The organism is Geodermatophilus sp. URMC 63, assembly GCF_053502565.1.
On the sequence record NZ_CP199956.1, the window covers coordinates 1306230 to 1326815 of the forward strand.

Annotated in this window: 21 protein-coding genes; 9 read left to right on the plus strand and 12 right to left on the minus strand. The window is 76.5% G+C overall.

What is annotated here, in order from left to right; translation table 11 throughout:
* Positions 1 to 65 precede the first annotated feature (65 nt).
* A complete protein-coding gene (locus ACWIZO_RS06355) occupies positions 66 to 1058 on the plus strand; it encodes an aldo/keto reductase (protein ID WP_448641659.1) in 993 nt (330 codons plus the stop codon).
* Between the two features lie 70 nt (positions 1059 to 1128).
* On the opposite strand, the gene ACWIZO_RS06360 is transcribed toward ACWIZO_RS06355, so the two are convergent.
* On the minus strand, positions 1129 to 1947 hold the full coding sequence (locus tag ACWIZO_RS06360; RefSeq protein ID WP_448641660.1) for a PaaX family transcriptional regulator C-terminal domain-containing protein: 819 nt from the start codon (positions 1945 to 1947) through the stop codon (positions 1129 to 1131).
* Positions 1948 to 2007: 60 nt separating this feature from the next.
* On the opposite strand from ACWIZO_RS06360, the gene ACWIZO_RS06365 reads away from it, so the two are divergent.
* The 4 genes from ACWIZO_RS06365 to ACWIZO_RS06380 all read left to right on the plus strand — a co-directional run bounded on the left by ACWIZO_RS06365 (position 2008) and on the right by ACWIZO_RS06380 (position 3854).
* Entirely contained in the window at positions 2008 to 2373 is a 366-nt protein-coding gene (locus ACWIZO_RS06365) for a hypothetical protein (RefSeq protein WP_448641661.1), read from the plus strand.
* The gene (locus ACWIZO_RS06370; RefSeq protein WP_448641662.1) at positions 2366 to 2779 is read left to right on the plus strand and encodes a hypothetical protein; all 414 of its coding nucleotides are present in this window, start codon (positions 2366 to 2368) and stop codon (positions 2777 to 2779) included. The genes ACWIZO_RS06365 and ACWIZO_RS06370 overlap by 8 nt, the downstream gene beginning before the upstream one ends.
* Before the next feature lie 79 nt (positions 2780 to 2858).
* Entirely contained in the window at positions 2859 to 3263 is a 405-nt protein-coding gene (locus ACWIZO_RS06375) for an IS630 transposase-related protein (protein ID WP_448641663.1), read from the plus strand.
* Positions 3264 to 3347: 84 nt separating this feature from the next.
* Complete coding sequence (locus tag ACWIZO_RS06380; protein WP_448641664.1) at positions 3348 to 3854, plus strand: transposase; 507 nt, start codon at positions 3348 to 3350, stop codon at positions 3852 to 3854.
* A 9-nt stretch (positions 3855 to 3863) separates the two neighbouring features.
* Here ACWIZO_RS06380 and ACWIZO_RS06385 read toward each other — a convergent pair whose 3' ends face one another.
* Positions 3864 to 4706, minus strand: coding sequence for a hypothetical protein (locus ACWIZO_RS06385; RefSeq protein ID WP_448641665.1), 843 nt, complete (start codon positions 4704 to 4706; stop codon positions 3864 to 3866).
* 161 nt (positions 4707 to 4867) lie between these two features.
* Here ACWIZO_RS06385 and ACWIZO_RS06390 point away from each other — a divergent pair, with 161 nt between their 5' ends.
* Entirely contained in the window at positions 4868 to 7243 is a 2376-nt protein-coding gene (locus ACWIZO_RS06390) for a SpoIIE family protein phosphatase (RefSeq protein ID WP_448641666.1), read from the plus strand.
* Between the two features lie 72 nt (positions 7244 to 7315).
* Here ACWIZO_RS06390 and ACWIZO_RS06395 read toward each other — a convergent pair whose 3' ends face one another.
* From ACWIZO_RS06395 to ACWIZO_RS06405, 3 genes are read right to left on the minus strand one after another with little or no spacing between them, the layout of a single operon-like run.
* Positions 7316 to 8710, minus strand: a complete 1395-nt coding sequence (locus ACWIZO_RS06395) for an MFS transporter (protein ID WP_448641667.1) — start codon at positions 8708 to 8710, stop codon at positions 7316 to 7318.
* Between the two features lie 56 nt (positions 8711 to 8766).
* Positions 8767 to 9273: a flavin reductase family protein gene (locus ACWIZO_RS06400; RefSeq protein WP_448641668.1), complete on the minus strand. Its 507-nt coding sequence runs from the start codon at positions 9271 to 9273 to the stop codon at positions 8767 to 8769.
* A complete protein-coding gene (locus ACWIZO_RS06405) occupies positions 9270 to 10247 on the minus strand; it encodes a hydroxymethylglutaryl-CoA lyase (protein ID WP_448641669.1) in 978 nt (325 codons plus the stop codon). The genes ACWIZO_RS06400 and ACWIZO_RS06405 overlap by 4 nt, the downstream gene beginning before the upstream one ends.
* 153 nt (positions 10248 to 10400) lie before the next feature.
* Here ACWIZO_RS06405 and ACWIZO_RS06410 point away from each other — a divergent pair, with 153 nt between their 5' ends.
* Entirely contained in the window at positions 10401 to 11291 is an 891-nt protein-coding gene (locus ACWIZO_RS06410) for a diguanylate cyclase domain-containing protein (RefSeq protein ID WP_448641670.1), read from the plus strand.
* A 234-nt stretch (positions 11292 to 11525) separates the two neighbouring features.
* Here ACWIZO_RS06410 and ACWIZO_RS06415 read toward each other — a convergent pair whose 3' ends face one another.
* On the minus strand, positions 11526 to 12635 hold the full coding sequence (locus ACWIZO_RS06415) for a M20 family metallopeptidase (protein ID WP_448641671.1): 1110 nt from the start codon (positions 12633 to 12635) through the stop codon (positions 11526 to 11528).
* Positions 12636 to 12775: 140 nt separating this feature from the next.
* On the opposite strand from ACWIZO_RS06415, the gene ACWIZO_RS06420 reads away from it, so the two are divergent.
* Together ACWIZO_RS06420 and ACWIZO_RS06425 are read left to right on the plus strand one after the other, a co-directional pair.
* Positions 12776 to 13120 (plus strand): PadR family transcriptional regulator, encoded by a 345-nt coding sequence (locus ACWIZO_RS06420; RefSeq protein WP_448641672.1) that lies wholly within the window; start codon positions 12776 to 12778, stop codon positions 13118 to 13120.
* Positions 13121 to 13130: 10 nt separating this feature from the next.
* Positions 13131 to 13700 (plus strand): hypothetical protein, encoded by a 570-nt coding sequence (locus ACWIZO_RS06425; RefSeq protein ID WP_448641673.1) that lies wholly within the window; start codon positions 13131 to 13133, stop codon positions 13698 to 13700.
* Between the two features lie 10 nt (positions 13701 to 13710).
* Here ACWIZO_RS06425 and pgm read toward each other — a convergent pair whose 3' ends face one another.
* The 6 genes from pgm to ACWIZO_RS06455 all read right to left on the minus strand — a co-directional run bounded on the left by pgm (position 13711) and on the right by ACWIZO_RS06455 (position 20557).
* Positions 13711 to 15345: a phosphoglucomutase (alpha-D-glucose-1,6-bisphosphate-dependent) gene (gene pgm / locus ACWIZO_RS06430; RefSeq protein WP_448641674.1), complete on the minus strand. Its 1635-nt coding sequence runs from the start codon at positions 15343 to 15345 to the stop codon at positions 13711 to 13713.
* Positions 15346 to 15391: 46 nt separating this feature from the next.
* Positions 15392 to 17122, minus strand: coding sequence for a 5,6-dimethylbenzimidazole synthase (gene bluB, locus ACWIZO_RS06435; protein ID WP_448641675.1), 1731 nt, complete (start codon positions 17120 to 17122; stop codon positions 15392 to 15394).
* A gap of 184 nt (positions 17123 to 17306) precedes the next feature.
* A complete protein-coding gene (locus ACWIZO_RS06440; protein ID WP_448641676.1) occupies positions 17307 to 18914 on the minus strand; it encodes a methyl-accepting chemotaxis protein in 1608 nt (535 codons plus the stop codon).
* Between the two features lie 61 nt (positions 18915 to 18975).
* Positions 18976 to 19302, minus strand: a complete 327-nt coding sequence (locus ACWIZO_RS06445; protein WP_448641677.1) for a hypothetical protein — start codon at positions 19300 to 19302, stop codon at positions 18976 to 18978.
* On the minus strand, positions 19299 to 19709 hold the full coding sequence (locus ACWIZO_RS06450) for a VOC family protein (protein ID WP_448641678.1): 411 nt from the start codon (positions 19707 to 19709) through the stop codon (positions 19299 to 19301). The genes ACWIZO_RS06445 and ACWIZO_RS06450 overlap by 4 nt, the downstream gene beginning before the upstream one ends.
* Complete coding sequence (locus tag ACWIZO_RS06455; protein ID WP_448641679.1) at positions 19706 to 20557, minus strand: helix-turn-helix domain-containing protein; 852 nt, start codon at positions 20555 to 20557, stop codon at positions 19706 to 19708. Before ACWIZO_RS06455 ends, ACWIZO_RS06450 begins: the two co-directional genes overlap by 4 nt.
* Positions 20558 to 20586 lie beyond the last annotated feature (29 nt).

The following is a 20586-nucleotide window of genomic DNA, read 5'->3' on the forward strand; positions in this document are numbered from 1 at the left end:
CGGGCACCGCCGGCCGGGCACCGCCGGCCGGTTGGGCACGACGGGCCCGGGGCAGGAGCGGCGGCATGCAGACACGCACACTGGGCCCGCTGTCCGTCCCGGCCATGGGGCTGGGCTGCATGGGGATGAGCGAGTTCTACGGCACCGGCGACCAGGCGGAGGCCGAGCGCACCATCCACCGCGCGCTCGACCTCGGCGTCACCTTCCTCGACACCGCCGACATGTACGGCCCGTTCACCAACGAGCGGCTGGTCGGCACGGCGATCGCCGGGCGCCGCGAGGAGGTGGTGCTGGCCACCAAGTTCGGCAACGAGCGCGGCGAGGACGGCTCCTCCCGGGGCGTCAACGGGAGGCCCGACTACGTGCGGCAGGCGTGCGACGCCTCGCTGCAGCGCCTCGGCGTCGACGTCATCGATCTCTACTACCAGCACCGGGTGGACACGAAGGTCCCCGTCGAGGACACCTGGGGCGCCCTCCGCGAGCTGGTCGAGGCCGGCAAGGTCCGGTTCACCGGCATCTCCGAGGCCGCGCCGGAGACCATCCGCCGCGCGCACGCCGTCCAGCCCGTCGCCGCGGTGCAGACCGAGTACTCGCTGTGGAGCCGCGACCCCGAGGAGAACGGCGTCCTGGCGACGTGCGCGGAGCTCGGCATCGGGTTCGTCGCCTACTCGCCGATCGGCCGCGGCTTCCTGTCGGGGCAGATCCGCAGCGTCGAGGACCTCGCGCCCGACGACTTCCGCCGCAACAACCCGCGGTTCCAGGGCGAGGCGTTCGAGCAGAACCTGCGGCTGGTCGACCGGGTGCGCCAGATCGCCGACGAGAAGGGCGTGACGGCGTCGCAGCTGGCGCTGGCCTGGGTGATGGCGCAGAGCTCGCGCGACGGCGGGCCCTCCGTCGTCCCGATCCCGGGCACCAAGCGGGTGCGCTGGCTGGAGGAGAACGCCGCGGCGGCCGACGTCGCGCTGACCGACGACGACCTGCGCCGCCTCGACGAGGCCGCTCCCGTCGGTGCCGCGGTCGGCGACCGCTACCCCGACATGTCCACCGTGCACCGGTGACTGATGGAACGGCCCTCCTGCAGGGGCCCGCCCCGAGCGTGCGAGGGGTGGGGGGCAGGAGGGTCCTTCCTCAGGCGACGGCGGCGCGGGGGGCCACGGGGACGACGACGCCGAGGACGTCGGCGACGTGGGCGCGGGCCGCGGCGGCCAGCCGGGCGCCGATCTCGGCCCACGCGTCGCGGACGTCGCGGGCGGGCCAGCCGGGCGGCTGCAGGGCCGCGGGCAGCAGCGGGTCGCCGGCGAGCACCGCCCGGATCTCGGCGCGCAGCCGCAGGTGCAGGCCGAGCGCGGCCGGGCCGTCGGGCGTGCCCGCCCCCCGCAGCCGCTCGAGCACCCGGGTCCAGCCGGCGGCCAGCCGGGGGAGGTCCCAGCAGCGGGCGGCCAGCTCGCGGTCGGTCAGCCGGGGGTCGGCGACCGAGGCGGTCAGCAGGTCGAGCCGGGAGGTCCGCTCGCCGGCGAGCTCGGCGCGCACCTCGTCGAGGGCCGAGGAGTGCGGGGACACCCAGGTGGCCGGGGCGAGCGGGCCGAACCCGGCCCGCGCCAGCCCCCGCCGGACGCGCTCGCGGGCGGTCCGGTCGGTCTCCGGGACGGAGTAGACGACCATCCGCCACTGCCCGTCCCACGGCGCGAGCCGGCGCTCGACCCGCTCCCGCTGCGCGGCGACCGCCTCCCGCAGACCGGCCGCCGGCGCGCACAGCGTCTCCCGTCCGCGGCGCACCGCCGTCAGCCGGCCCGAGCGCCGCAGGGCGGCCACGGCGACCCGGGTGCTGGGCTCGGCGACCCCGCAGGCGGCGAGCAGCTGGACCAGCGCCTGCAGCGGTACCGGGTCACCGGTCACGCCGTCCAGGTGCTCCGCACAGAGGTCGACCAGGAGGTCGCGGACGGTCATGCCCCCCTCACTACCCCGCGTCCGCCGGCTCTGCCCGCAGGCGCGGGATCATGGTCGGCGATGAACGCCACCCTCGCCTGGTCCGCGACGACGGTCGCCGTCCTCGTGGCGCTCGCCGGCCTGGCCTCGACGCTCGCCCGCCGGCGGATCGGCCTGCTGCACCTGGCCGGCGCCGCCGTCCTCGAGGTGCTGCTGGTCGTGCAGGCCGTCGTCGCCACGGTCGCGCTGGCCGGCGGTCAGCGGCCGCCGGAGACGGCGACCTTCGTCGGCTACCTCGCCGGCGTCGTGCTGCTGCCGGTGGCCGGGGTGCTCTGGTCGCGCACCGAGCCCAGCCGCTGGGCGGGCACCGTGCTGGCCGTGACCGGCCTGGTCACCGCCGTGATGATCTGGCGGCTGGTGCAGCTGTGGGAGGGCCCCGGTGCCTGAGCCGGCCGGCACGGCACCCGGCGGGACGGCGACCGGGCCCGGGCGGGTGCTGGTCGCCGTCTACGCGGTCTTCGCCCTGGCCGCCGGGGCGCGGGCGGCGGTCCAGCTGGGCACCCGCTTCTCCGAGGCGCCGGTCGCCTACCTGCTCTCCGCCCTGGCCGCGGCCGTCTACATGGTGGCGACCGTGGCGCTGGCGCGCGGCGGACGCCGGGTGGCGCTGGCCGCCATCACCGTGGAACTGGTCGGCGTGCTCGTGGTGGGCACCCTGTCTCTGGCCGACCGCGCGGCCTTCCCCGACGAGACGGTGTGGTCGGCCTACGGCCGCGGCTACGGCTTCGTGCCGCTGGTGCTCCCGGTCCTCGGCCTGCTCTGGCTGCGCCGCGCCGCCCGCGCCGCGTCGCGCTGAGGGACCGGAGCGGGCCGACCCGGGACGCTCGCACCCCTCACAGCGGTGTGCTGATTGCTTGATGGGTACCGCTGAAGGCATGCGGGCGTACTCGATGGATCTGCGTGAGCGGGTCGTCGCCGCAGTCGATCGCGGGATGACCCAGGAGCAGGCGGCAGTGACCTTCGGGGTGTCGGTGAACACCGTCGGCCGTTACCTGACCCGCCGGCGAAACACCGGCAGCCTGGCGCCGACCGCATACCGGCACGGACCCAGACCGGAGAAGACCCAGCGGCTGCAGGCCTGGCTGCCGGCCCGGCTGCAGGTGGCCGCGGATGCCACCTTGACCGAGCACGCCGCGGCCTTCACCGCCGAAGAGGGCCTGGTGGTGTCGCTGGCGACGATGTCCCGAGCGATCACCACGCTGCCGGCCGATGACCCCGCCGAGGCGTTGACCCCGGCGGGGCGGCGGCGGCCGGGCCGGCCGCTGAAGTCACAAGTCTGAGCGCCACCGAGCGCGACGAGACCGCGCGCGCCCAGTGGCGCATCGACCTGCAGCAGGTGGACCCGGCCCAGGTGGTGTTCGTCGATGAGTGCGGCACGCACACCCCGGGTGACCCGCCGCCGCGCCCGCGCGCCGCGCGGTGCTCGGGCACGCGGGGCGGTGCCCCGCAACCGGGGTGCGGTGACCACGCTGCTCACCGGGCTGAGCCTGGCCGGAATGGTCCCGGCGATGACGGTGGAGGGCGGTACGACCGCGGCGGTGTTCGCCGCCTATCTGCAGCGGGTGCTGCTGCCGGCGCTGCGGCCCGGGCAGGTGGTGGTGGTCGACAACGTCGGCGCGCACAAGCCGGAGCGGATGCGCGCGCTGGTCGAGGCCGCGGGCTGCCGGCTGGTGTTCCTGCCCGCCTACTCGCCGGACTTCTCTCCGGTGGAGGAGGCGTTCAGCAAGATCAAGGCCTTAGTGAAAGCCGCCGGCGCGCGCACCCGCGCGGCCCTGGATGCGGCCATCGCCGTGGCGCTGGCCGCGGTCACCGCCACCGACGCCGCTGGCTGGTTCGCCCATGCCGGCTACTCCACCCACCAAACCACCTGAAGACCGCTGTCAGAAGTCGCCGCCGCCGAAGTCCCCGCCGAAGTCGCCGCCCCCGAAGTCCCCGCCGTCGCCGTAGCCGTTGTCGGCACCACCGGCGAAGTCGGCGTTCGGGTCGCCGCCGTAGCCACCGTCGGCCGCGGCGTAGTCCCCACCGCCGTCCCCACCGCCGTCCCCGCCGCCGTCCCCGCCGTCGGCGCCGTCGGCGTACCCCTCCGCGTAGGCCTCCTCGTCCCCGCCGCCGAAGAGCCCGCCGTCGCCCAGGCCGGTGTCGAACAGCGCGTCGGCCACCGCGGTGCCGATGACCAGGCCGCCGACGGTGCCGAGCAGGCTGCCGCCCAGGGAGCTGCCGAAGCCGCCCATGCGGGGCCCGTAGCCCCCGCCGTAGCCCCCGCCGTAGCCCCCGCCGTAGCCCCCGCCGTAGCCGTAGCCGCCCCCGCTGTAGCCGGGCCCGTACCCGCCGCCGTAGCCGGGCCCGTAGCCCCCGCCGCCGCCGAAGCCGCCGCCGAAGGCCCGCTCCAGCGTCCCGGGTTGGCGCAGCTCGGCCCGGGTGGCCACCCGGGCGAGGGTGTGCGGGTCGTCGGCCCGGGGCCGCTCGGACGCCGGGACCGCGGCCGCGAGCTGGGTGAGCACCTCCTGCCGCTGCTGCTGGGTGAGCTGGGAGAAGGCCTCGGCGTGCGCCTGCTCGATCTGGTCGGGCGGCGCGGTGCGCAGCAGGTAGCGGTAGCGCTCGACGGCCTGCTGGTCGTCCAGCGGCGCCCGCTGCCGGGCGGGTGGGGGCGGCGGCGACTCGTACCCGTCGTAGCGGGGCTCCGGTGCGCGGCGCCGGCCGAAGAGCCGGTCGAGCAGTCCCATGTCGTCTCCCTCCCGAGATCGTCTCCCGGGAGTGCCCGCCCGGGCGCGTCGCACACCTGGGCGACACCGGCCGCACCGCCCACCCGCGCGGGTGACCGCCCCGCGGGTGGCGTCCCCGGAGCGGCGGACGCCGATCCTGCGACACCGGTTAGATTCATTGTGTGCGACCGGAGACGGAGCGGCCCAGGGGCTCGACAGCTCCTCCCGACCTCCTCGGCTCCCTGCTCGACCCGGCCACCACCGCGGACGGCGTCCCGGCCGCGACCCGGGCGGCCGTGGCCGAGGCCACCTCCCCGGCCGGGGACGGCGACCGGCAGGCCGGTGTCGTGAGCGCCGCCAGCGCCGTCGTCTCCCGCCAGGACGGCCACGCCTCGACGACCCTGCCGGCCGTGCTCGCCGACGTCCCCGTCGCCGTCCTGCTCATCGACCAGGAGTCCGGGGTCACCTACGCCAACACCGCCGCGGTGGAGATGGCCGGCAACGTGCACCTGCCGGTCGACATCGACACCTGGGGCGCCTCCGTCGGGCTCACCGACCTCACGGGCGCCCCCCTGGCGCGGAGCACCGGCCCGCTGTCGCTGGTGGCGCAGGGGCTGCCGGTCACCGGTGAGGCGGTCCGCCTGTCACCGGCCCGTGCCGCCGACGCCGCCCCCGACGGCGGCGACCGGCTGCTGTGGGTCACCGGCTTCCCGCTGTCCCAGCGCGGCAGCACCCAGCAGCTGTCGCTGGTCGTCTTCCTCGAGGTCGAGGGCGTCGGCGGCCACGGCGACGCGGAGGCCGAGCTGCAGGCGCTGCGCGAGCGGGCCGTCGTCGCCACCGACATCGCCTTCACGATCACCGACCCGCGCCAGCCGGACGACCCGCTGGTCTGGGTCAACCCCTCCTTCACCCGCATCACCGGGTACTCCTACGAGGAGTCGGTGGGCCGCAACTGCCGGTTCCTGCAGGGCCCGGCCACCGACCCGGCCGCCGTCTCCGCGATCCGGACGGCGCTGCGCGCCCGCGAGGCGGTGACCGTCACGCTGCTCAACCACCGCCGCGACGGCACCGCCTTCTGGAACCAGCTCTCGATCAGCCCGGTCTTCGACGGGGACGGGGAGCTGGTCAGCTTCGTCGGCGTGCAGACCGACGTCACCGAGCGGGTGCGGGTCGAGTCCGAGCGCGAGGCCGCCTTCGCCGCCGAGCAGGCCGCCCGGCAGGAGGCCGAGCAGGCCCGGGCGATCGCCGAGCAGGCCCAGCGGGGAGCCGAGGAGGCCCAGGGCCGCCTGACGCTCATGGCCGAGGCGACCAGCTCGCTCATCGCCACGCTCGACGCCGACGACCTGCTCGACCGGCTGGCCAGCCTGTGCGTGCCGACGCTGGCCGACTGGGTGGTCGTGACCGTCGTCGACGAGTCCGGTGACGTGCAGCAGGTGGTCTCCCGCGACCGCGAGCACCTGCGCACCGAGCTGCGCCGCTCCGACGCCGGGCACGCCCTGCGGCTGCCCGGGGGCTCCCCGAGCCAGCGCGCGATCACCGGGTCGCGGACGGTGCTGGTCGAGCGGCTGCCCGGCCACCTCGACGACACCATCGCCTTGCCGGTGGCCCGGGAGATCGCCGGACGGCTGGGCGCGGCGTCGGCACTCAGCGCGCCGATGGTCGCGCGCCGCCGCACCCGCGGGGCGATCACCCTCGTGCGCACCTCGCCGCACCGGCCCTTCAGCCCGGAGGACGTCGGCCTGGTCGAGGACCTCGCGCAGCGGGCCGCGCTGGTGATGGACAACGTGCGGCTCTACCAGCAGGAGCACGCGGTCGCCGACACCCTGCAGCGCTCCCTGCTGCCGCAGCTGCCCGACATCCCCGGGCTGACGGCGGCCGCGCACTACGTCAGCGCCTCGACCGCCACCGACGTCGGCGGGGACTTCTACGACCTGCTGCAGCTGCCCGACGGGTCGGTCGGGATGGTGGTCGGCGACGTCGTGGGCCACGACATCGTGGCCGCCGCGGCGATGGGGCACCTGCGCGGGCTCATCCGCGCCTGCCTCTGGGACGCCCCCGACCCGCACCCGAGCACCGTGCTCACCCGGATCGACCGGCTGGTGCAGGGCCTGCAGGTGGCCCCCCTGGCCACGATGGCCTACCTGCACGCCGTGCCCCCGGCCGAGCCCGGCGGCCCGTGGCGGGCGCGGCTGGCCAACGCCGGCCACCCGCCGCTGCTGCTGCGCTCGCCGGACGGGGAGGTGCGGCCCGTCGACGGCGTCACCGGCCTGCTCGTGGGCGTCGACGTCGACGCGCGGCGGACCGCCCTCCCCGTCGACCTGCCGGCCGGGTCGACGGTCCTCGGCTACACCGACGGCCTGGTCGAGACGCCCGGCTCCGACCTCGACCAGGGCATCGCCGCGCTGGTCGAGCGGCTCTCGGCGACGCCGGTCGACGCCTCACCGCGCGAGCTGTGCGACGCCGCGGTCAGCGGCACCCTCGACGGGCGCGACGACGTCGCGCTCATCGCCGTCCGCTTCGGACAGGGCCCCGGGCCGGACCGGCCACGACAGCACTGATCGGCCACGTCGACCAGCACCGACAGGAGTTCCAGCTCGAGCCCGAGGACCAGCGGGTCCTCGGGGTCCTGCTCAGCGGGAGGCGGCAGGCTCACGCGCAGCCCAGGCGCTCCCCTGCTCGCGATCGAGCACCGTGACGCCCTTGTTCTTCAGCCCGAAGACGTAGACCAACAGGCTCACGCCGATCACCACCGTGACGTAGACGGTGAACACGTCGTCCTGACCGCCCGACTTGGCCGCTTGGAACAGCAGCGGTGCCGTACCGCCGAAGGCGGAGTTCGCGAGCGCGTAACCGATCCCCACGCCCAGGGCGCGGAAGTCGGCCGGGAACAGTTCCGCCTTGACGATCGCGTTGATCGAGGTGTAGCCGGTGAGGATGACGTAGCCGATGGCCGTCAGCGCGAACGCCGCGAGCGGTGAGGTGGTCTGTGGCAGGTAGGTGAGGAGGACGTAGGTGTAGAGAACGCCACCGACGCCGAAGAAGACCAGGAGTGGCTTGCGACCGACCATGTCGCTGACCAGGCCGCCGACGGGCTGCAGGAGCATCAGGAAGATCAGTCCGAGCAGGTTGATCCACGTCGCCGTCGTGGCCCGGTCGGCGCCGATGGTCGACTTGATGATGGCCGGCGCGTTGACGCTGTAGGTGTAGAAGGCGACCGTGCCACCCGCCGTGATGAGGAAGACGAGCACCAGGGGTCGCCAGTGCGTCGTGAACAACACCCGCAGGGACCCGGCGTGCGGGTCCCTGCCCTCGCGGATGGCCTCCAGGTGGGACTCGCTCAGCGTCTCGTCCATCGTGCGACGGATCCACAGCACCACCAGGGCGGCGATGCCCCCGATGAAGAACCCGATCCGCCATCCCCAGGCATCGACGGCGTCGACGTCCAGGGTGCTGAGCGCGACGAGGAGCGTGAGCTGCGCGAGCACGTGGCCGCCCACGAGGGTGACGTACTGGAAGGACGACAGGAACCCGCGCCGGTTCGCGGTCGCCGCCTCGGACATGTACGTCGCCGACGCGCCGTACTCCCCGCCGGTGGCGAATCCCTGCACGAGCCGGGCGAGGACGAGGATCACCGCCGCCCAGGCCCCGATGACCTCACGCGTGGGCATGATCGCCACGACGAACGAGGCGCACGACATGACCGCGACGCTCAGCACGAGGGCGGCCTTGCGGCCGCGACGATCGGCGTACCGGCCGAAGAACCAGGACCCCACCGGCCGCATGACGAAGGTCACCGCGAATATGGCGTAGATGTACAGCGTCGAGTTCTCGTCGCTCGGGTCGAAGAACTGCGCCTCGAAGTACGGGGCGAAGACCGTGTAGACGTAGACGTCGTACCACTCGACGAGGTTCCCCGCGGAGCCCTTGAGGGTGTTGAGAGCCGCGCGCGCGGTACTCGTCTCCGCACGTGTCGGAGCGGGAGCGACGTCGGGCCGGAGCGCCGGGGGGCGATCGGAGCTCGCCATGTGGGCACGCTAGCGCTCGGCGGATGAGGGCACCCGCCGGGCTCCTGGCGGGAGCCCTAGGCGCCGCTGCGGTGCGCGAGGCCGTAGCGGCCGCGGTGGAACAGCAGCGGCCGGCGGTGCGGGTCGGCGCCGAGGTCGAGCACGCGGGCGGCGACGATCGTGTGGTCGCCGCCGTCGTACTCCGCCCACAGCGCGCAGTCGATCCAGGCGACGACGCCGTCGAGGACCGGCGAGCCGTGCGGACTGGACCACCAGGGGACGCCGGCGAACTTGTCGGTGCCCGAGCGGGCGAAGGTCGCCGAGAGCCCCGACTGGTCCTCGGCGAGCACGTTGACGCAGAACCGGCCGATGTCGCGCAGCCAGGGCCAGGTGGTCGAGGTGCGCGCGGGCGCCAGCGCCACCAGCGGCGGGTCGAGCGACAGGGAGCTGAACGACTGGCAGGTGAACCCGATCGGGTCCTCGCCGGTGCTCGCCGTCACCACGGTGACGCCGGAGGCGAAGTGCCCGAGGACGTCGCGCATGACCTGCGGGTCGACCGCCTCGCGCGGCCCGTCGTCGCTCACGCCGGGTTCCCGGCGGCGGCGCGCGGCACCGGCGCCGGGTTCCCGGCGGCGGCGCGCGGCACCGAGCGGCCCCCGGCCCGGTACAGCGAGCTCGGCAGCTCGTGGCCCACGGCCTGCTCGGTGACCCGCGCCGCGGCCAGCAGCGCGTCGAGGTCGATCCCGGACGTCACGTCGGACTCCTCCAGCCAGTAGACGAGCTCCTCGGTGGCGATGTTGCCGCTGGCGCCGGGTGCGAACGGGCACCCGCCGAGCCCGCCGATCGAGGCGTCGAGCTGGGTCACGCCGGCCTGCACGGCGGCCAGGGCATTGGCCTGCCCGGTGCCGCGGGTGTCGTGGAAGTGGACGGCCACCGGCGTCCCGGGGCAGGCCCGGCGGACGGCGTCGAGCAGCCGCACCACCCGCGCCGGCGTCGTCGTCCCGATGGTGTCGCCGAGGCACAGCGCGTCGGCGCCGGCGGTGACCGCCGCCCGGCAGACGTCGACGGTGCGCGCGATCGGCGTGCGCCCGTCGAACGGGCAGTCCCAGGCCGTGGCGACGACGACCTCCAGCGAGCCGCCGGCCCCGTGCGCGAGGGCCGCGACCTCCCCGACGCCGGCGAGCGCCTCGGCGGTGGAGCGGCCGGCGTTGGCGCGGCTGTGGCCGTCGGCGGCCGAGACGACCAGCTCGAGGTCGGCCAGGCCGGCGTCGACCGCGCGGACCGCGCCGCGGGGGTTGGCCACCAGCGCCGACCAGTGCACGCCCGGCCACCGGGACAGCTCGGCGGCAACCCGGTCGGCGTCGGCCAGTGCCGGGACCGCCTTCGGCGAGACGAACGACGTCACCTCGATGCGGCGCACGCCGGTGGCCACCAGCGCCTCCAGCATGGCGAGCTTGGCCTCCAGCGGAACCGGCGCCTCCAGCTGCAGGCCGTCGCGCATGCCCACCTCGCGGACGTCGACGGCCGCCGGGAGCACCAGGTCGAAGTCGGTCGGCACGGCTGTCCTCCTCGTCACCTGCGCGGATCCCCGCGCCCGCTCCCCATCCTGCCCCGACGCCAGGTTCCACGTGGAACCCGAGCGGGAATGGAGGGATGACCGGGGCGCCGTCCCGGGTTCCTGATCGTGGGTGGGGGAGGAACGGAGTGGACCGTGTTCGAGAGCGAGGCCGTGGGCGTCCTGCCGCCCGCCGACGTCGGCAGCGCCTTCACGAACTCGCCCATGGGCGTCGCCCTGGCCACGCCCAGCGGGGTGGTCATCGCGGCCAACGACGCCCTGGGTGAGCTGCTCGGCGTCCCCGCGGAGGAGCTGCGCGGCGCGACGCTGTTCGCCTTCACCCACCCCGACGACCTGGCCGGCGCGACGGCCGCGTGCCGCGAACTGCAGGTGAGCCACGGCCGGATGCGGCACGAGTCCCGGATGCGGCGCCCCGACGGCGACACGGTCCCGGTCCAGGTGACGTCGTCGTGGGTGGACGGCGCGGCCGAGGGCCGGTCCCCGCACCTGGTGATGGTGGTCGAGGACGTCACCGAGCGGAAGGCACTGGAGACGCGGCTGCTCCACCTCTCGGCGCACGACCCGCTCACCGGGCTGCCCAACCGGCTGCTGTTCCGCGACCGGCTGCGACACGCGCTCGAGCGGGGCCACCGCGAGCACACACCGACCTGCGTGCTGGTGCTCGACCTCGACGGCTTCAAGGCGGTCAACGACGAGCACGGTCACCCCACCGGCGACGCCGTCCTCGTGGCGGTGGCCGAGCGGCTCACCGGCGTGCTGCGCGCCAGCGACACCGCGGCCCGGCTGGGCGGCGACGAGTTCGCCGTCGTCTGCGAGAACACCGAGCGCGCCGACGCCGAACGCCTCGCCGCACGGCTGCGGGAGGTGCTGCCGCGCACCCTCACCCCCGCCGGGACGACCGTGGAGGTGGGGCTGAGCATCGGCATCGGCTCGATCGACGGCGGGAGCGACCCCGAGCACGCGCAGGACGCGGTCGTCCGCGAGGCCGACGCGGCGATGTACGCCGACAAGACCCGTCGCCGGTGAGGTCCGGCGCCGCCGACCCCGGCCGCGTCAGCGGCCGGTGGACGCCCAGCCGACCGTGGACGCCCAGCCGACTGTGGCCGGCAGGCGCGCGAACGCCGCGCCGCCGGCCCGCTCGCCGTCCCCGGGGGGACGCCCTCCCGGTCCTGCTCGTGGGGCTGCCCGGTCGTGCCGGACAGTCTGCCGACGGCGTCGCCGGCGACCCCGTCACCGAGCCGTGTGGCTCGCCCGGACGGGTCAGCCCCCGTCCGGGCCGGACCCGCCGTCCCAGCGGCCGACGACGTCGGTGAAGGCGGCCGCGGCCTGCTCCAGCTCGGCGAGCTCGACGTACTCGTCCCGCGCGTGCATCACCGCGGGCGTGCCCGGGCCCCAGACGACGACCGGGGCGCCGCCGACCACCCGGACCAGCACCGAGGCGTCGGTGAAGTAGGTGGCCGGCGTGGAGAGGACCGGCGCGGGCAGGCCGGCCACCCACGGGTCGTCGGCCGGCGTCCCGACCGGCGGCAGGTCCACGCGCACCTCGACGTCGGCCACCTCCGGCTGCGCGCGCCACCACGACAGCAGGTCACCGCCCTCGGTGACCGTGCGCATGTCGACGACCACCTCCGCGCGGTCGGGGACGACGTTGGGCACCGTGCCGCCGGAGACGACCCCGGGGTTCCAGGTCTCGGTGCCGAGGAACGGGTGGGTGCGGAAGGGGAGGGCGGAGCCGGCCCGGGCGAGGACGGCGGCCAGGTCGAGCACCGCGTTGTGCCCGCGCTCGGGGGTGCTGCCGTGCGCGGCCCGCCCGGCGGTGCGGACGGCGAGCCACAGGGCGCCCTTGTGGCCGAGCACGACCTGGTTCCCGGTGGCCTCGGGGACGACCACCGCGCCGACCGGCAGGTCGGCCACGGCGGCCGCGGCCGCGGCGGCGCCCTGAGACCCGATCTCCTCGTCGCTGGTGAGCAGCAGGGCGACCGGCGTCTGCGGGTCGGCGGCCGCGAGGGCGGCGACGGCGGCGACCACCCCGGCCTTCATGTCGCTGCCGCCGCGCCCCCAGACCCGGCCCCCGTCGAGCTCGGCGCCGAAGGGGTCCCGTGCCCACGCGCCGGCGTCGGGCACCGGGACGGTGTCGACGTGGCAGGCCAGCAGCAGCTGCCGCCGGCCGGGGTCGGCGGGCGTCCGCAGCAGCCGCCACGGGTGGTCGGGGTCGCGGCCCTCGGTGACCAGCAGGTGCGGCGACCGCTCCTGCAGCACCTCGGTGAGGATGCCGAGCAGGTCCTGCTGGGCCGCGGCGTCGCCGGAGACGGTGGCGCGGCCGACCAGCTCGCGCACCAGGGGGACGACGTCGACGCCGGTGTCGCTCATGCGCCTGATCGTGCCCCCGGACCGCGTCCGCGGCCCGCCGGGGAGACCTCGGGCGAGCGCCGGCGCGGTCGTCGCGGCCGGGGCCGCCGTGCCCCGTCCGGTATCTCGTGCGGCTGACTAGTCAGCCGTACTGCCCACTCGTGACGGAGGACCGGTGGCCCGGCGAGTGGCTGCGCGGCGTCCTGTCGCTGTGCGTCCTGCGGATCGTCGCCGACGGCCCCACCTACGGGTACGCGATCGCCGGGCGGCTGGCCGACGCCGGCCTGGGCTCGATCAAGGGCGGGACGCTCTACCCGATCCTGACCCGGCTGGAGGCCGAGGGGTCCCTGACCTCCTCCTGGAGCGCCGGGGACGGCGGACCGGGTCGCAAGTTCTTCGCCCTCACCGAGGCCGGGGCGCGCTCGCTGCGCGAACGGACCGAGCAGTGGCAGGTCTTCACCCAGCGGGCCGCCGGCCTGCTGTCCACCCCCACCCCCGTCCCCTGAGGAGCCCGCGGTGTCCGCTGCCCTGGGCGAGGCCGACCGGGCGTGGTGCGACGACCTGCTGCTCGCCCTGCGCCTGCGCGAGGTCCCCGGAGCGCGCATCGGCGAGGTGCTGGCCGAGGTGCACAGCCACGTCGCCGAGACCGGCGAGGCGCCCGCGGAGGCGTTCGGCCCCGCGGAGGACTACGCCGACCGGATCGCCGACGCCCTCGGCCTCTCCCGCGTCCGCACCTGGACGCTGCTGTTCCGCGGCCTGGGCCGGGGCGAGCTGCTCGTCGCCGTCCTCGGAGCTGCGGCCTTCTTCCTGCTCGGGGACGGGCTGTGGTCCCTCGGCGCCGGCAGCGCCGGCGTCCTCGGCCTGCCCGGCGGGGTGCAGACGGCGGTCGCCGTCGTGCTGGTGGCGGCCGTCGCCGCGCTGTGCGTGCGGGCCTCCCGGCGCGACGACGGGACGGACGCCGTGATCGACCCCCGCACCGGAGCCGACATGGTGTCGTCCGGCGCGTGGCGGGTCGTCCTGCTGGTCGCCCCGGCGGTGCTCGTGCCGGTCGGGATGTACCTCGGCGGCGTCCTCGTCGGCGGCTGACCGGCCGCGCTCAGCCGCCGAGCGCGGCGCCGACGACGGCGCGGGCCTCCTCCTGCACGCGGGCCAGGTGGTCGGGGCCCCTGAACGACTCGGCGTAGACCTTGTAGACGTCCTCGGTGCCCGAGGGCCGGGCGGCGAACCAGGCGTTCTCGGTGACCACCTTGAGGCCGCCGAGCGAGGCCCCGTTGCCCGGCGCCTCGGTCAGCTTCGCGGTGATCGGCTCGCCGGCCAGCTCGGTGGCGCCGACGTCGGACGGCGACAGCTTGCCCAGCGCCGCCTTCTGCTCGCGGCTGGCGGGTGCGTCGACCCGGGCGTAGGCCGACTCCCCGTACCGCGCGACCAGCTCGGCGTGCAGCTGCGACGGCGAGCTGCCGGTGACCGCCAGGATCTCGCTGGCCAGCAGGGCCAGCAGGACGCCGTCCTTGTCCGTCGTCCACACCCCGCCGTCGCGGCGCAGGAACGACGCCCCGGCCGACTCCTCGCCGCCGAAGCCGACCGTGCCGTCGAGCAGGCCGGGCACGAACCACTTGAACCCGACCGGCACCTCCACCAGGCGCCGGCCCAGCCCCTCGACGACGCGGTCGATGAGCGAGGAGGACACCAGCGTCTTGCCGACGGCGACGTCGGCGCCCCACTGCAGCCGGTGCGCGAAGAGGTAGGAGATGGCGACGGCGAGGAAGTGGTTGGGGTTCATCAGCCCGGCGTCGGGGGTGACGATGCCGTGCCGGTCGGCGTCGGCGTCGTTGCCGGTGGCGACCTGGAACTCCGCACGGCGACCGATCAGCGAGGCCATCGCCGAGGGCGACGAGCAGTCCATCCGGATCTTGCCGTCCCAGTCCAGCGTCATGAACCGCCACGTGGGGTCGACCAGCGGGTTGACCACGGTGAGGTCGAGGCGGTGCCGCTCGGCGATCGCCGCCCAGTAGTCCACCGACGCGCCGCCCAGCGGGTCGGCGCCGATCCGCACGCCGGCGTCGCGGACCACGTCGAGGTCGAGCACGGCCGGCAGGTCGTCGACGTAGGTGCCCACGAAGTCGTACCGCTGCGCCGCGGCGTGCGCCCGGGGGAACGGCACCCGCCGGACGCCGTCGAGCCCCGCCGCGAGCAGCTCGTTGGCCCGGTCGGCGATGACCTTCGTGGCGTCGGTGTCGGCCGGGCCGCCCGAGGGCGGGTTGTACTTGAACCCGCCGTCGCGGGGCGGGTTGTGCGACGGGGTGACCACGATGCCGTCGGCCAGCCCCGAGGTCCGCCCGCGGTTGGCGGTGAGGATCGCGTGGCTGACCGCCGGGGTGGGTGTGTACCGGCCGGCGGCGTCGACCAGCACGGTGACGTCGTTGGCGGCCAGCACCTCCAGCGCGCTGGCCCAGGCCGGCTCGGACAGCGCGTGGGTGTCGCGGCCGAGGAACAGCGGGCCGTCGTACCCCTGCTGCGCCCGGTACTCGCAGATGGCCTGCGTGGTGGCCAGGATGTGCGCCTCGTTGAACGCGGTGTCGAACGAGGACCCCCGGTGCCCGGAGGTCCCGAACGACACCCGCTGCCCGGCGTCGGCCGGGTCGGGCACCAGCGTGTAGTAGGCGGTCACCAGCGAGGCGACGTCGACCAGGTCGGCGGGGGTCGCGGGCTGGCCGGCACGGGGATCGGTCACGGCGTCGATCCTGGCCCGCCGCCCCCCGCGGTGGCGACCCGGGAGCTCACTCCACCCGGGCGGTGGACCGGCGCACCCGCAGGCCGTCGAGCAGTAGCCCGGCGGCCAGCGCGGCGCCGGCGCCCTCCCCGGCCCGCAGCCGCAGGTCCAGCAGCGGCTCCAGCCCCAGCGCCTGCAGCACCAGGTCGTGCCCGCGCTCGCGGCTGCGCTGCCCGGCGACCAGGCAGGCCTGGGCCCCGGGTTCGAGCAGGACGGCGGCCAGCGCGGCCACCGAGACGGCGAACCCGTCGAGCACCACGGCGGTGCCGGCCTCCGCGGCGCCGAGCACCACACCGGCGAGCACGGCCAGCTCCGGGCCGCCGAGCTCGGCGAGCGCGCGGGCGGGGTCCAGGCCGCCGCCGGCGCGGGCCACGGCGGCGGCGACCACGGCGCGCTTGCGCTCGAGCACGTCGCTGTCGGCGCCCGCGCCGAGGCCGGTGACCTCCGCGGGGTCGGCGCCGAGCAGCCCGGCGGCCAGCGCGGCGGCGACGGTGGTGTTGCCGACGCCGACCTCGCCCAGGGCGGTGAGCCCGGGCCGGGCGGCGCCCAGGGCCCGCCCGGCGTCCAGCAGCCGTGTCACGTCGGCGGCGGTCAGCGCGGGGGAGGAGGCGAGGTCGCCGCGGGGGCCGGCCGGGCGGGCGTCGACCGCGCCGGGCAGCGGGTCGCCGGCCACCCCGGCGTCGACGACGACGGTCGCCAGCCCGGCCGCAGCGGCGGCGGTCGCGCCCACCGACACCCCGGCCAGCGCCGCGCGGGCGACGTCGCGGGTGACCCGGACCTCGTAGGCGGAGACGCCGAGCCCGGCGACCGGGTGGTCGGCGGCGGCGAGGACGAGCGTGCCGCCGGTGACCCCGCCCCGGCCCAGGGCCACGACCCGGTCCACCGCGCGGTCGAGGACGCCGAGGGAGCCCGGCGGGGTGAGCAGCCGGTCGGCCTGGTCGCGGGTGGCCACGACCGCCTCGCGGCCGGGCGCGCGCAGGTGCGACGGGGGAGCGGCCGGGCCGCCGTCGTCGGCCGGCCAGCGGTCCTCGACGACGACGGCCGACAGCGGCAGCCGCCGCGACCAGCCGGCCCGCTCCAGGCCCGGCGCGGGCGGGCGCTCGTCGGGCCAGCCCAGACACAGCCAGCCGAGCGTGGCCACGCCGTCGGGCAGGCCGACCAGCCCGGCGAGCTCCTCGGGGCGGAACAGCGTCACCCAGCCCATGCCCAGGCCCTCGGCGCGGGCGGCCAGCCACAGGTTCTGGATCGCCGCCGCGCAGCTCCACAGGTCGGCATCGGGGAACGTGGCCCGCCCGAGCACGCCGGCCGCCGCCGTCCGCCGGTCGCAGCAGACGACGATCCCGAGCGGCGCCTCGCGCACGCCCTCGAGCTGCAGGTCCAGCAGCCGGCGGGCCGCGTCGGGTTCGAGCTGGGCGGCCTGCCGCAGCCGCTCGCGGTCGGTGAGGACGGCGGCGCGGTCGCGCGTGGCAGGGTCGCGGACGACGACGAAGCGCCACGGCTGGCTGTGCCCGACCGACGGCGCGGCGTGCCCGGCGGCCAGCACCCGCTGCAGGACGTCGTCGGGCACCGGGTCGGGGCGGTAGCGGCGGACGTCGCGGCGGGCGGCGACCACGGCGTAGAGGCCGTCCCGGTCCTGGGGCATGGCCCAGCCGGCGGGGTCCCCGGCGCGCTGCGCCGCCGACGTCGCGTCACCGACCAGCGGCACCGGCCGCGGCCACCCGGGGGAGGGCGCCGTCATCGGCTCTCCTCCCGTCCGCCGCTGGACCGGGCCCGCCGCCGGGCCGGGCCGGGGACCGACTCTAGCCAGGGACCCGGGAACGCCGACGGGCGCCGCGGACCTCCCCGTGGATGGTCCGCGACGCCCGTCGTCCCCTGCCGCCGCCCGCCGCCGGGCACGTCCGCGGACGTGCCCGGCGGTCGGGTCAGTAGCGGAAGCGCTGCACCAGCTCCTGCAGCCCGCCGGACATGCGGGCCAGCTCCTCGGCCGCCGTGCGGGTGCGCGCGACGCCGGCGGTGGTGGCCGACGCGGCATGGGCGACGCCGCTGATGGTCCCGGCGATGCGGCCGCTGCCGGTGGCGGCCTCGGCGACGCTGCGGTTCATCTCGGCCGTCGTCGCGCCCTGCTCCTCCACCGCCGAGGCGATGGTGAGCTGGAAGTCGTTGATCTGGCCGATGATCGCGGCGATCCCGCTGATCGCGGTGGTCGCGCTGGCGGTGTCGGCCTGGATGGCGTCGACCCGGCGGGCGATGTCCTCGGTGGCCTTGGCCGTCTCCTGGGCCAGCTCCTTGACCTCGTTCGCGACGACCGCGAAGCCCTTGCCGGCCTCGCCGGCGCGGGCGGCCTCGATGGTGGCGTTGAGCGCCAGCAGGTTGGTCTGCTCGGCGATCGAGGTGATGGTCTTGACCACCTCGCCGATCCGCTGGGAGGAGGCGCCGAGCTTGGCGACCGTCTGGGTGGTCTGCTCGGCGGCCTGGACGGCGGACCCGGCGACGCGGGCGGCCTCGGAGGCGTTCTGGGCGATCTCGTTGATGGAGGCGCCCATCTCCTCCGACCCGGAGGCGACGGTCTGCACGTTGGAGGAGATCTGCTCGGCGGCCGCGGCGACGGCGCCGGCCTGGGCGGCGGCCTCCTCGGCGCTGCCGGCGATGACCTCCGAGGAGCCGCTGAGGTCGCGGGCGGCGGTGGCGAGGGCGGCGGCGGACTCGGCCGTCGAGGCGACGGTGGTGCGCAGGCTCTGCGCGGCCTCGTTGAGGGCGCCGGCCATCTGGCCGACCTCGTCGCTGCCGGAGACCTCGACCCGGGTGGTGAGGTCACCGGCGGCCATGGCGACCAGGCCGTCGCGGACGGCGGTCACCGGGCGGACGACGAGCCGGGCGACGGACCAGCCCAGCGCCAGGGCGGCGGCCAGGCCGAGGCCCAGGACCACCCAGACCAGCGTGCGGGCGTGCGCGTGGGTGGCCTTCGCGTCGGCGATGGTGGCGGCGGCGTTGGCCCGCTCAGCCTCCTCCAGCCGGGTCAGCGCCTCGTTGAGCGCGACGGCCGCGGGCTTGACCTGGGTGGTCCGCAGGGTCAGGAAGTCCTGCACCCGGCCGGGGGTGTGGGCCAGCACGAGCAGGTCGCCGCCGACGATCTGCTCGTAGGTCTGCCACGACTCGGTGAGGACGTCCACGTCCTCCCGCTGGTCGTCGGTCAGGGTGCTGCCGCCGGCGTAGGCGGCGACGGCGGCCTCCATGGTCTCGACGTCGGCGAGGTAGGCCTGGTGCTCGACGTCCTCGGCGCCCTTGGGCAGCACCTCGTCGGCGAGGGCGTCGACCCGGGTCTGCAGGAAGGCCCGCCGGATCTCGGCCAGCTGCATCGACGGCACGAGCGCCTCGTCGTGCACCTCCTCGCTGCGCTCGGCCAGCGCGGCCAGCTGCGTCAGGGCGAGCAGCCCGACGACGAGCGCCACGACGCAGGCCACGGCGACGGCGGTGAGCACCTTGACGCGCAGCGGCAGGGAGAGCAGGACGGAGGGGGCGGACAACCGCACGGGGACACCTCGGGCACGGGACGACAGCAGCCCTCCGGGTTTCGACCGGTGGCGTCTCGTGTCAAGCCGAGGGCGGACCCGCCCTCCGCAGCCGAGCCGGCGCGCGCCGGGTCCAGGCCTCCTGGAGCAGGTCGGCGACCAGGTCCTCGCCGGCGGCGGCGAGGTCGACGCGGACGCCGGAGAGCCGCCGTCCCCACCACAGCAGCGAGCAGGCGCCGCCCTCCGCGGCCCGCGCCTCCGACTCCCCGACGAGCACGTGCAGCGCGCCGTCGTCCCACAGGGTGGCCAGGACGCTGCCGCCCAGCCGGAAGGACGGGCGGCCGTGGTGGTCGGCCTCGGTGACCTCCGGGAGAGCGAGGGCCAGGCCGCGGACGTCGTCGGGCGTCACGGCCGCGGCGCCCCGCGGTAGTCGCCGACGCTCCAGCTGTTGCCCTCGGGGTCGCGCACGGAGAACTCGCGGGCGCCGTAGTCGGTCTCCTGCAGCGGCCGGGTGACCTCCGCGCCGGCCGCCTGCACCCGCGCCCACACGCCGCCGACGTCGTCGGTGACCAGGTAGGCGCCGGTGGCGCCGGGCCGGACCGGCCAGCCGCCGTCCTCGCGGACCGAGCCGAGCATCACGCCACCGCCGGGCGGCCAGGCGAGCTCGGCGTGGCCGACCAGGTCGCCGTCGGGGACGACGAGGGTCTCCTCGAAGCCGAGGACGTCGACCAGCCAGCGGATGAGGGCGGGGGCGTCGGTGGCGCGGAAGGCGGGCCAGACGGTGGGGGCGGGGGTGCGGTCCGGTGTCGCGGTCATGCCGCCGACCCTGCCGCGCCGGGCGGGGTGCCGTCTTGGACGAACCCGATCTCCGCGGCCAGCCAGCGCAGCGGCGGCAGACCGCTGAACGCGCGCCAGTCGCGGGTCAGGTGGGCCTGGTCGGCGAACCCGGCCGCGGCGGCGAGGCCGGCGAGGTCGGGGCGGCGCCCGGACGTGACGCGCGCGGCCAGCACCCGGCGGGCGCGGTCGAAGCGGACCACCCGGGCCGCCTCCTTGGGGCCGAGGCCGGTCTCGGCGCGGAAGCGGACGGTGAGGTGGCGCTCGGACCAGCCCACCCGGCGGGCGAGCTCGGCCACCCGCAGCCGCCCGCCGCCGGCCAGGGTGAGCCGCCAGGCCTCGGCGACCTCCGGCGCGGGCCCGCCGTCCCCCGCGACGCGGCGGAGGACCTGCTCGGCGGCGGCGAGGCGGGCCGCCCAGCCGTCGGCGGCGCGCACCCGGTCGACCAGCTCGGTGCCGACCGGCCCGAGGGCGTCGGCGAGGTCGACGTCCAGGGCGGCGAGCTCCCCGGCCGGCACGCCGAGCAGCCGCCGGGCACCGAGCGGGGTGAGGTCGAGCTGGAGGCCGGCCTGGCGGCCGGGGTGGCGGAGGAGCGCCGGGGTGGTGTGCAGGCCGCCGAGCAGGGCGTCGTAGCGGTCCGGCGCCTGGGCGGGGTCGGGGTGGGCGGCGACGTCGAGCGGGTCGTCGAGGGTGACGACGAGCGTGAGCGTGGGGGAGGGCAGGCCCCGGTGGACGCCGGGCGGCACCCCCTCCTGCCGGTAGCCGACGGCCCGCGCGACCAGCCCGCGCAGCCCCGGGTGCGGCCGGTGCAGCACGTGCTCGCTGGTCACCGGCCCAGGATGCAGCGCCGGGGTCGGGG

Excerpts from the sequence above, each read along its gene's own strand:
- ACWIZO_RS06355 (WP_448641659.1), top strand. The coding sequence starts at position 66 with ATGCAGACACGCACACTGGGCCCGCTGTCCGTCCCGGCCATGGGGCTG.
- ACWIZO_RS06360 (WP_448641660.1), bottom strand. The coding sequence starts at position 1,947 with ATGACCGTCCGCGACCTCCTGGTCGACCTCTGTGCGGAGCACCTGGAC.
- ACWIZO_RS06365 (WP_448641661.1), top strand. The coding sequence starts at position 2,008 with ATGAACGCCACCCTCGCCTGGTCCGCGACGACGGTCGCCGTCCTCGTG.
- ACWIZO_RS06375 (WP_448641663.1), top strand. The coding sequence starts at position 2,859 with ATGCGGGCGTACTCGATGGATCTGCGTGAGCGGGTCGTCGCCGCAGTC.
- ACWIZO_RS06380 (WP_448641664.1), top strand. The coding sequence starts at position 3,348 with ATGAGTGCGGCACGCACACCCCGGGTGACCCGCCGCCGCGCCCGCGCG.
- ACWIZO_RS06385 (WP_448641665.1), bottom strand. The coding sequence starts at position 4,706 with ATGGGACTGCTCGACCGGCTCTTCGGCCGGCGCCGCGCACCGGAGCCC.
- ACWIZO_RS06395 (WP_448641667.1), bottom strand. The coding sequence starts at position 8,710 with ATGGCGAGCTCCGATCGCCCCCCGGCGCTCCGGCCCGACGTCGCTCCC.
- ACWIZO_RS06415 (WP_448641671.1), bottom strand. The coding sequence starts at position 12,635 with ATGAGCGACACCGGCGTCGACGTCGTCCCCCTGGTGCGCGAGCTGGTC.
- bluB (WP_448641675.1), bottom strand. The coding sequence starts at position 17,122 with ATGACGGCGCCCTCCCCCGGGTGGCCGCGGCCGGTGCCGCTGGTCGGT.
- ACWIZO_RS06450 (WP_448641678.1), bottom strand. The coding sequence starts at position 19,709 with ATGACCGCGACACCGGACCGCACCCCCGCCCCCACCGTCTGGCCCGCC.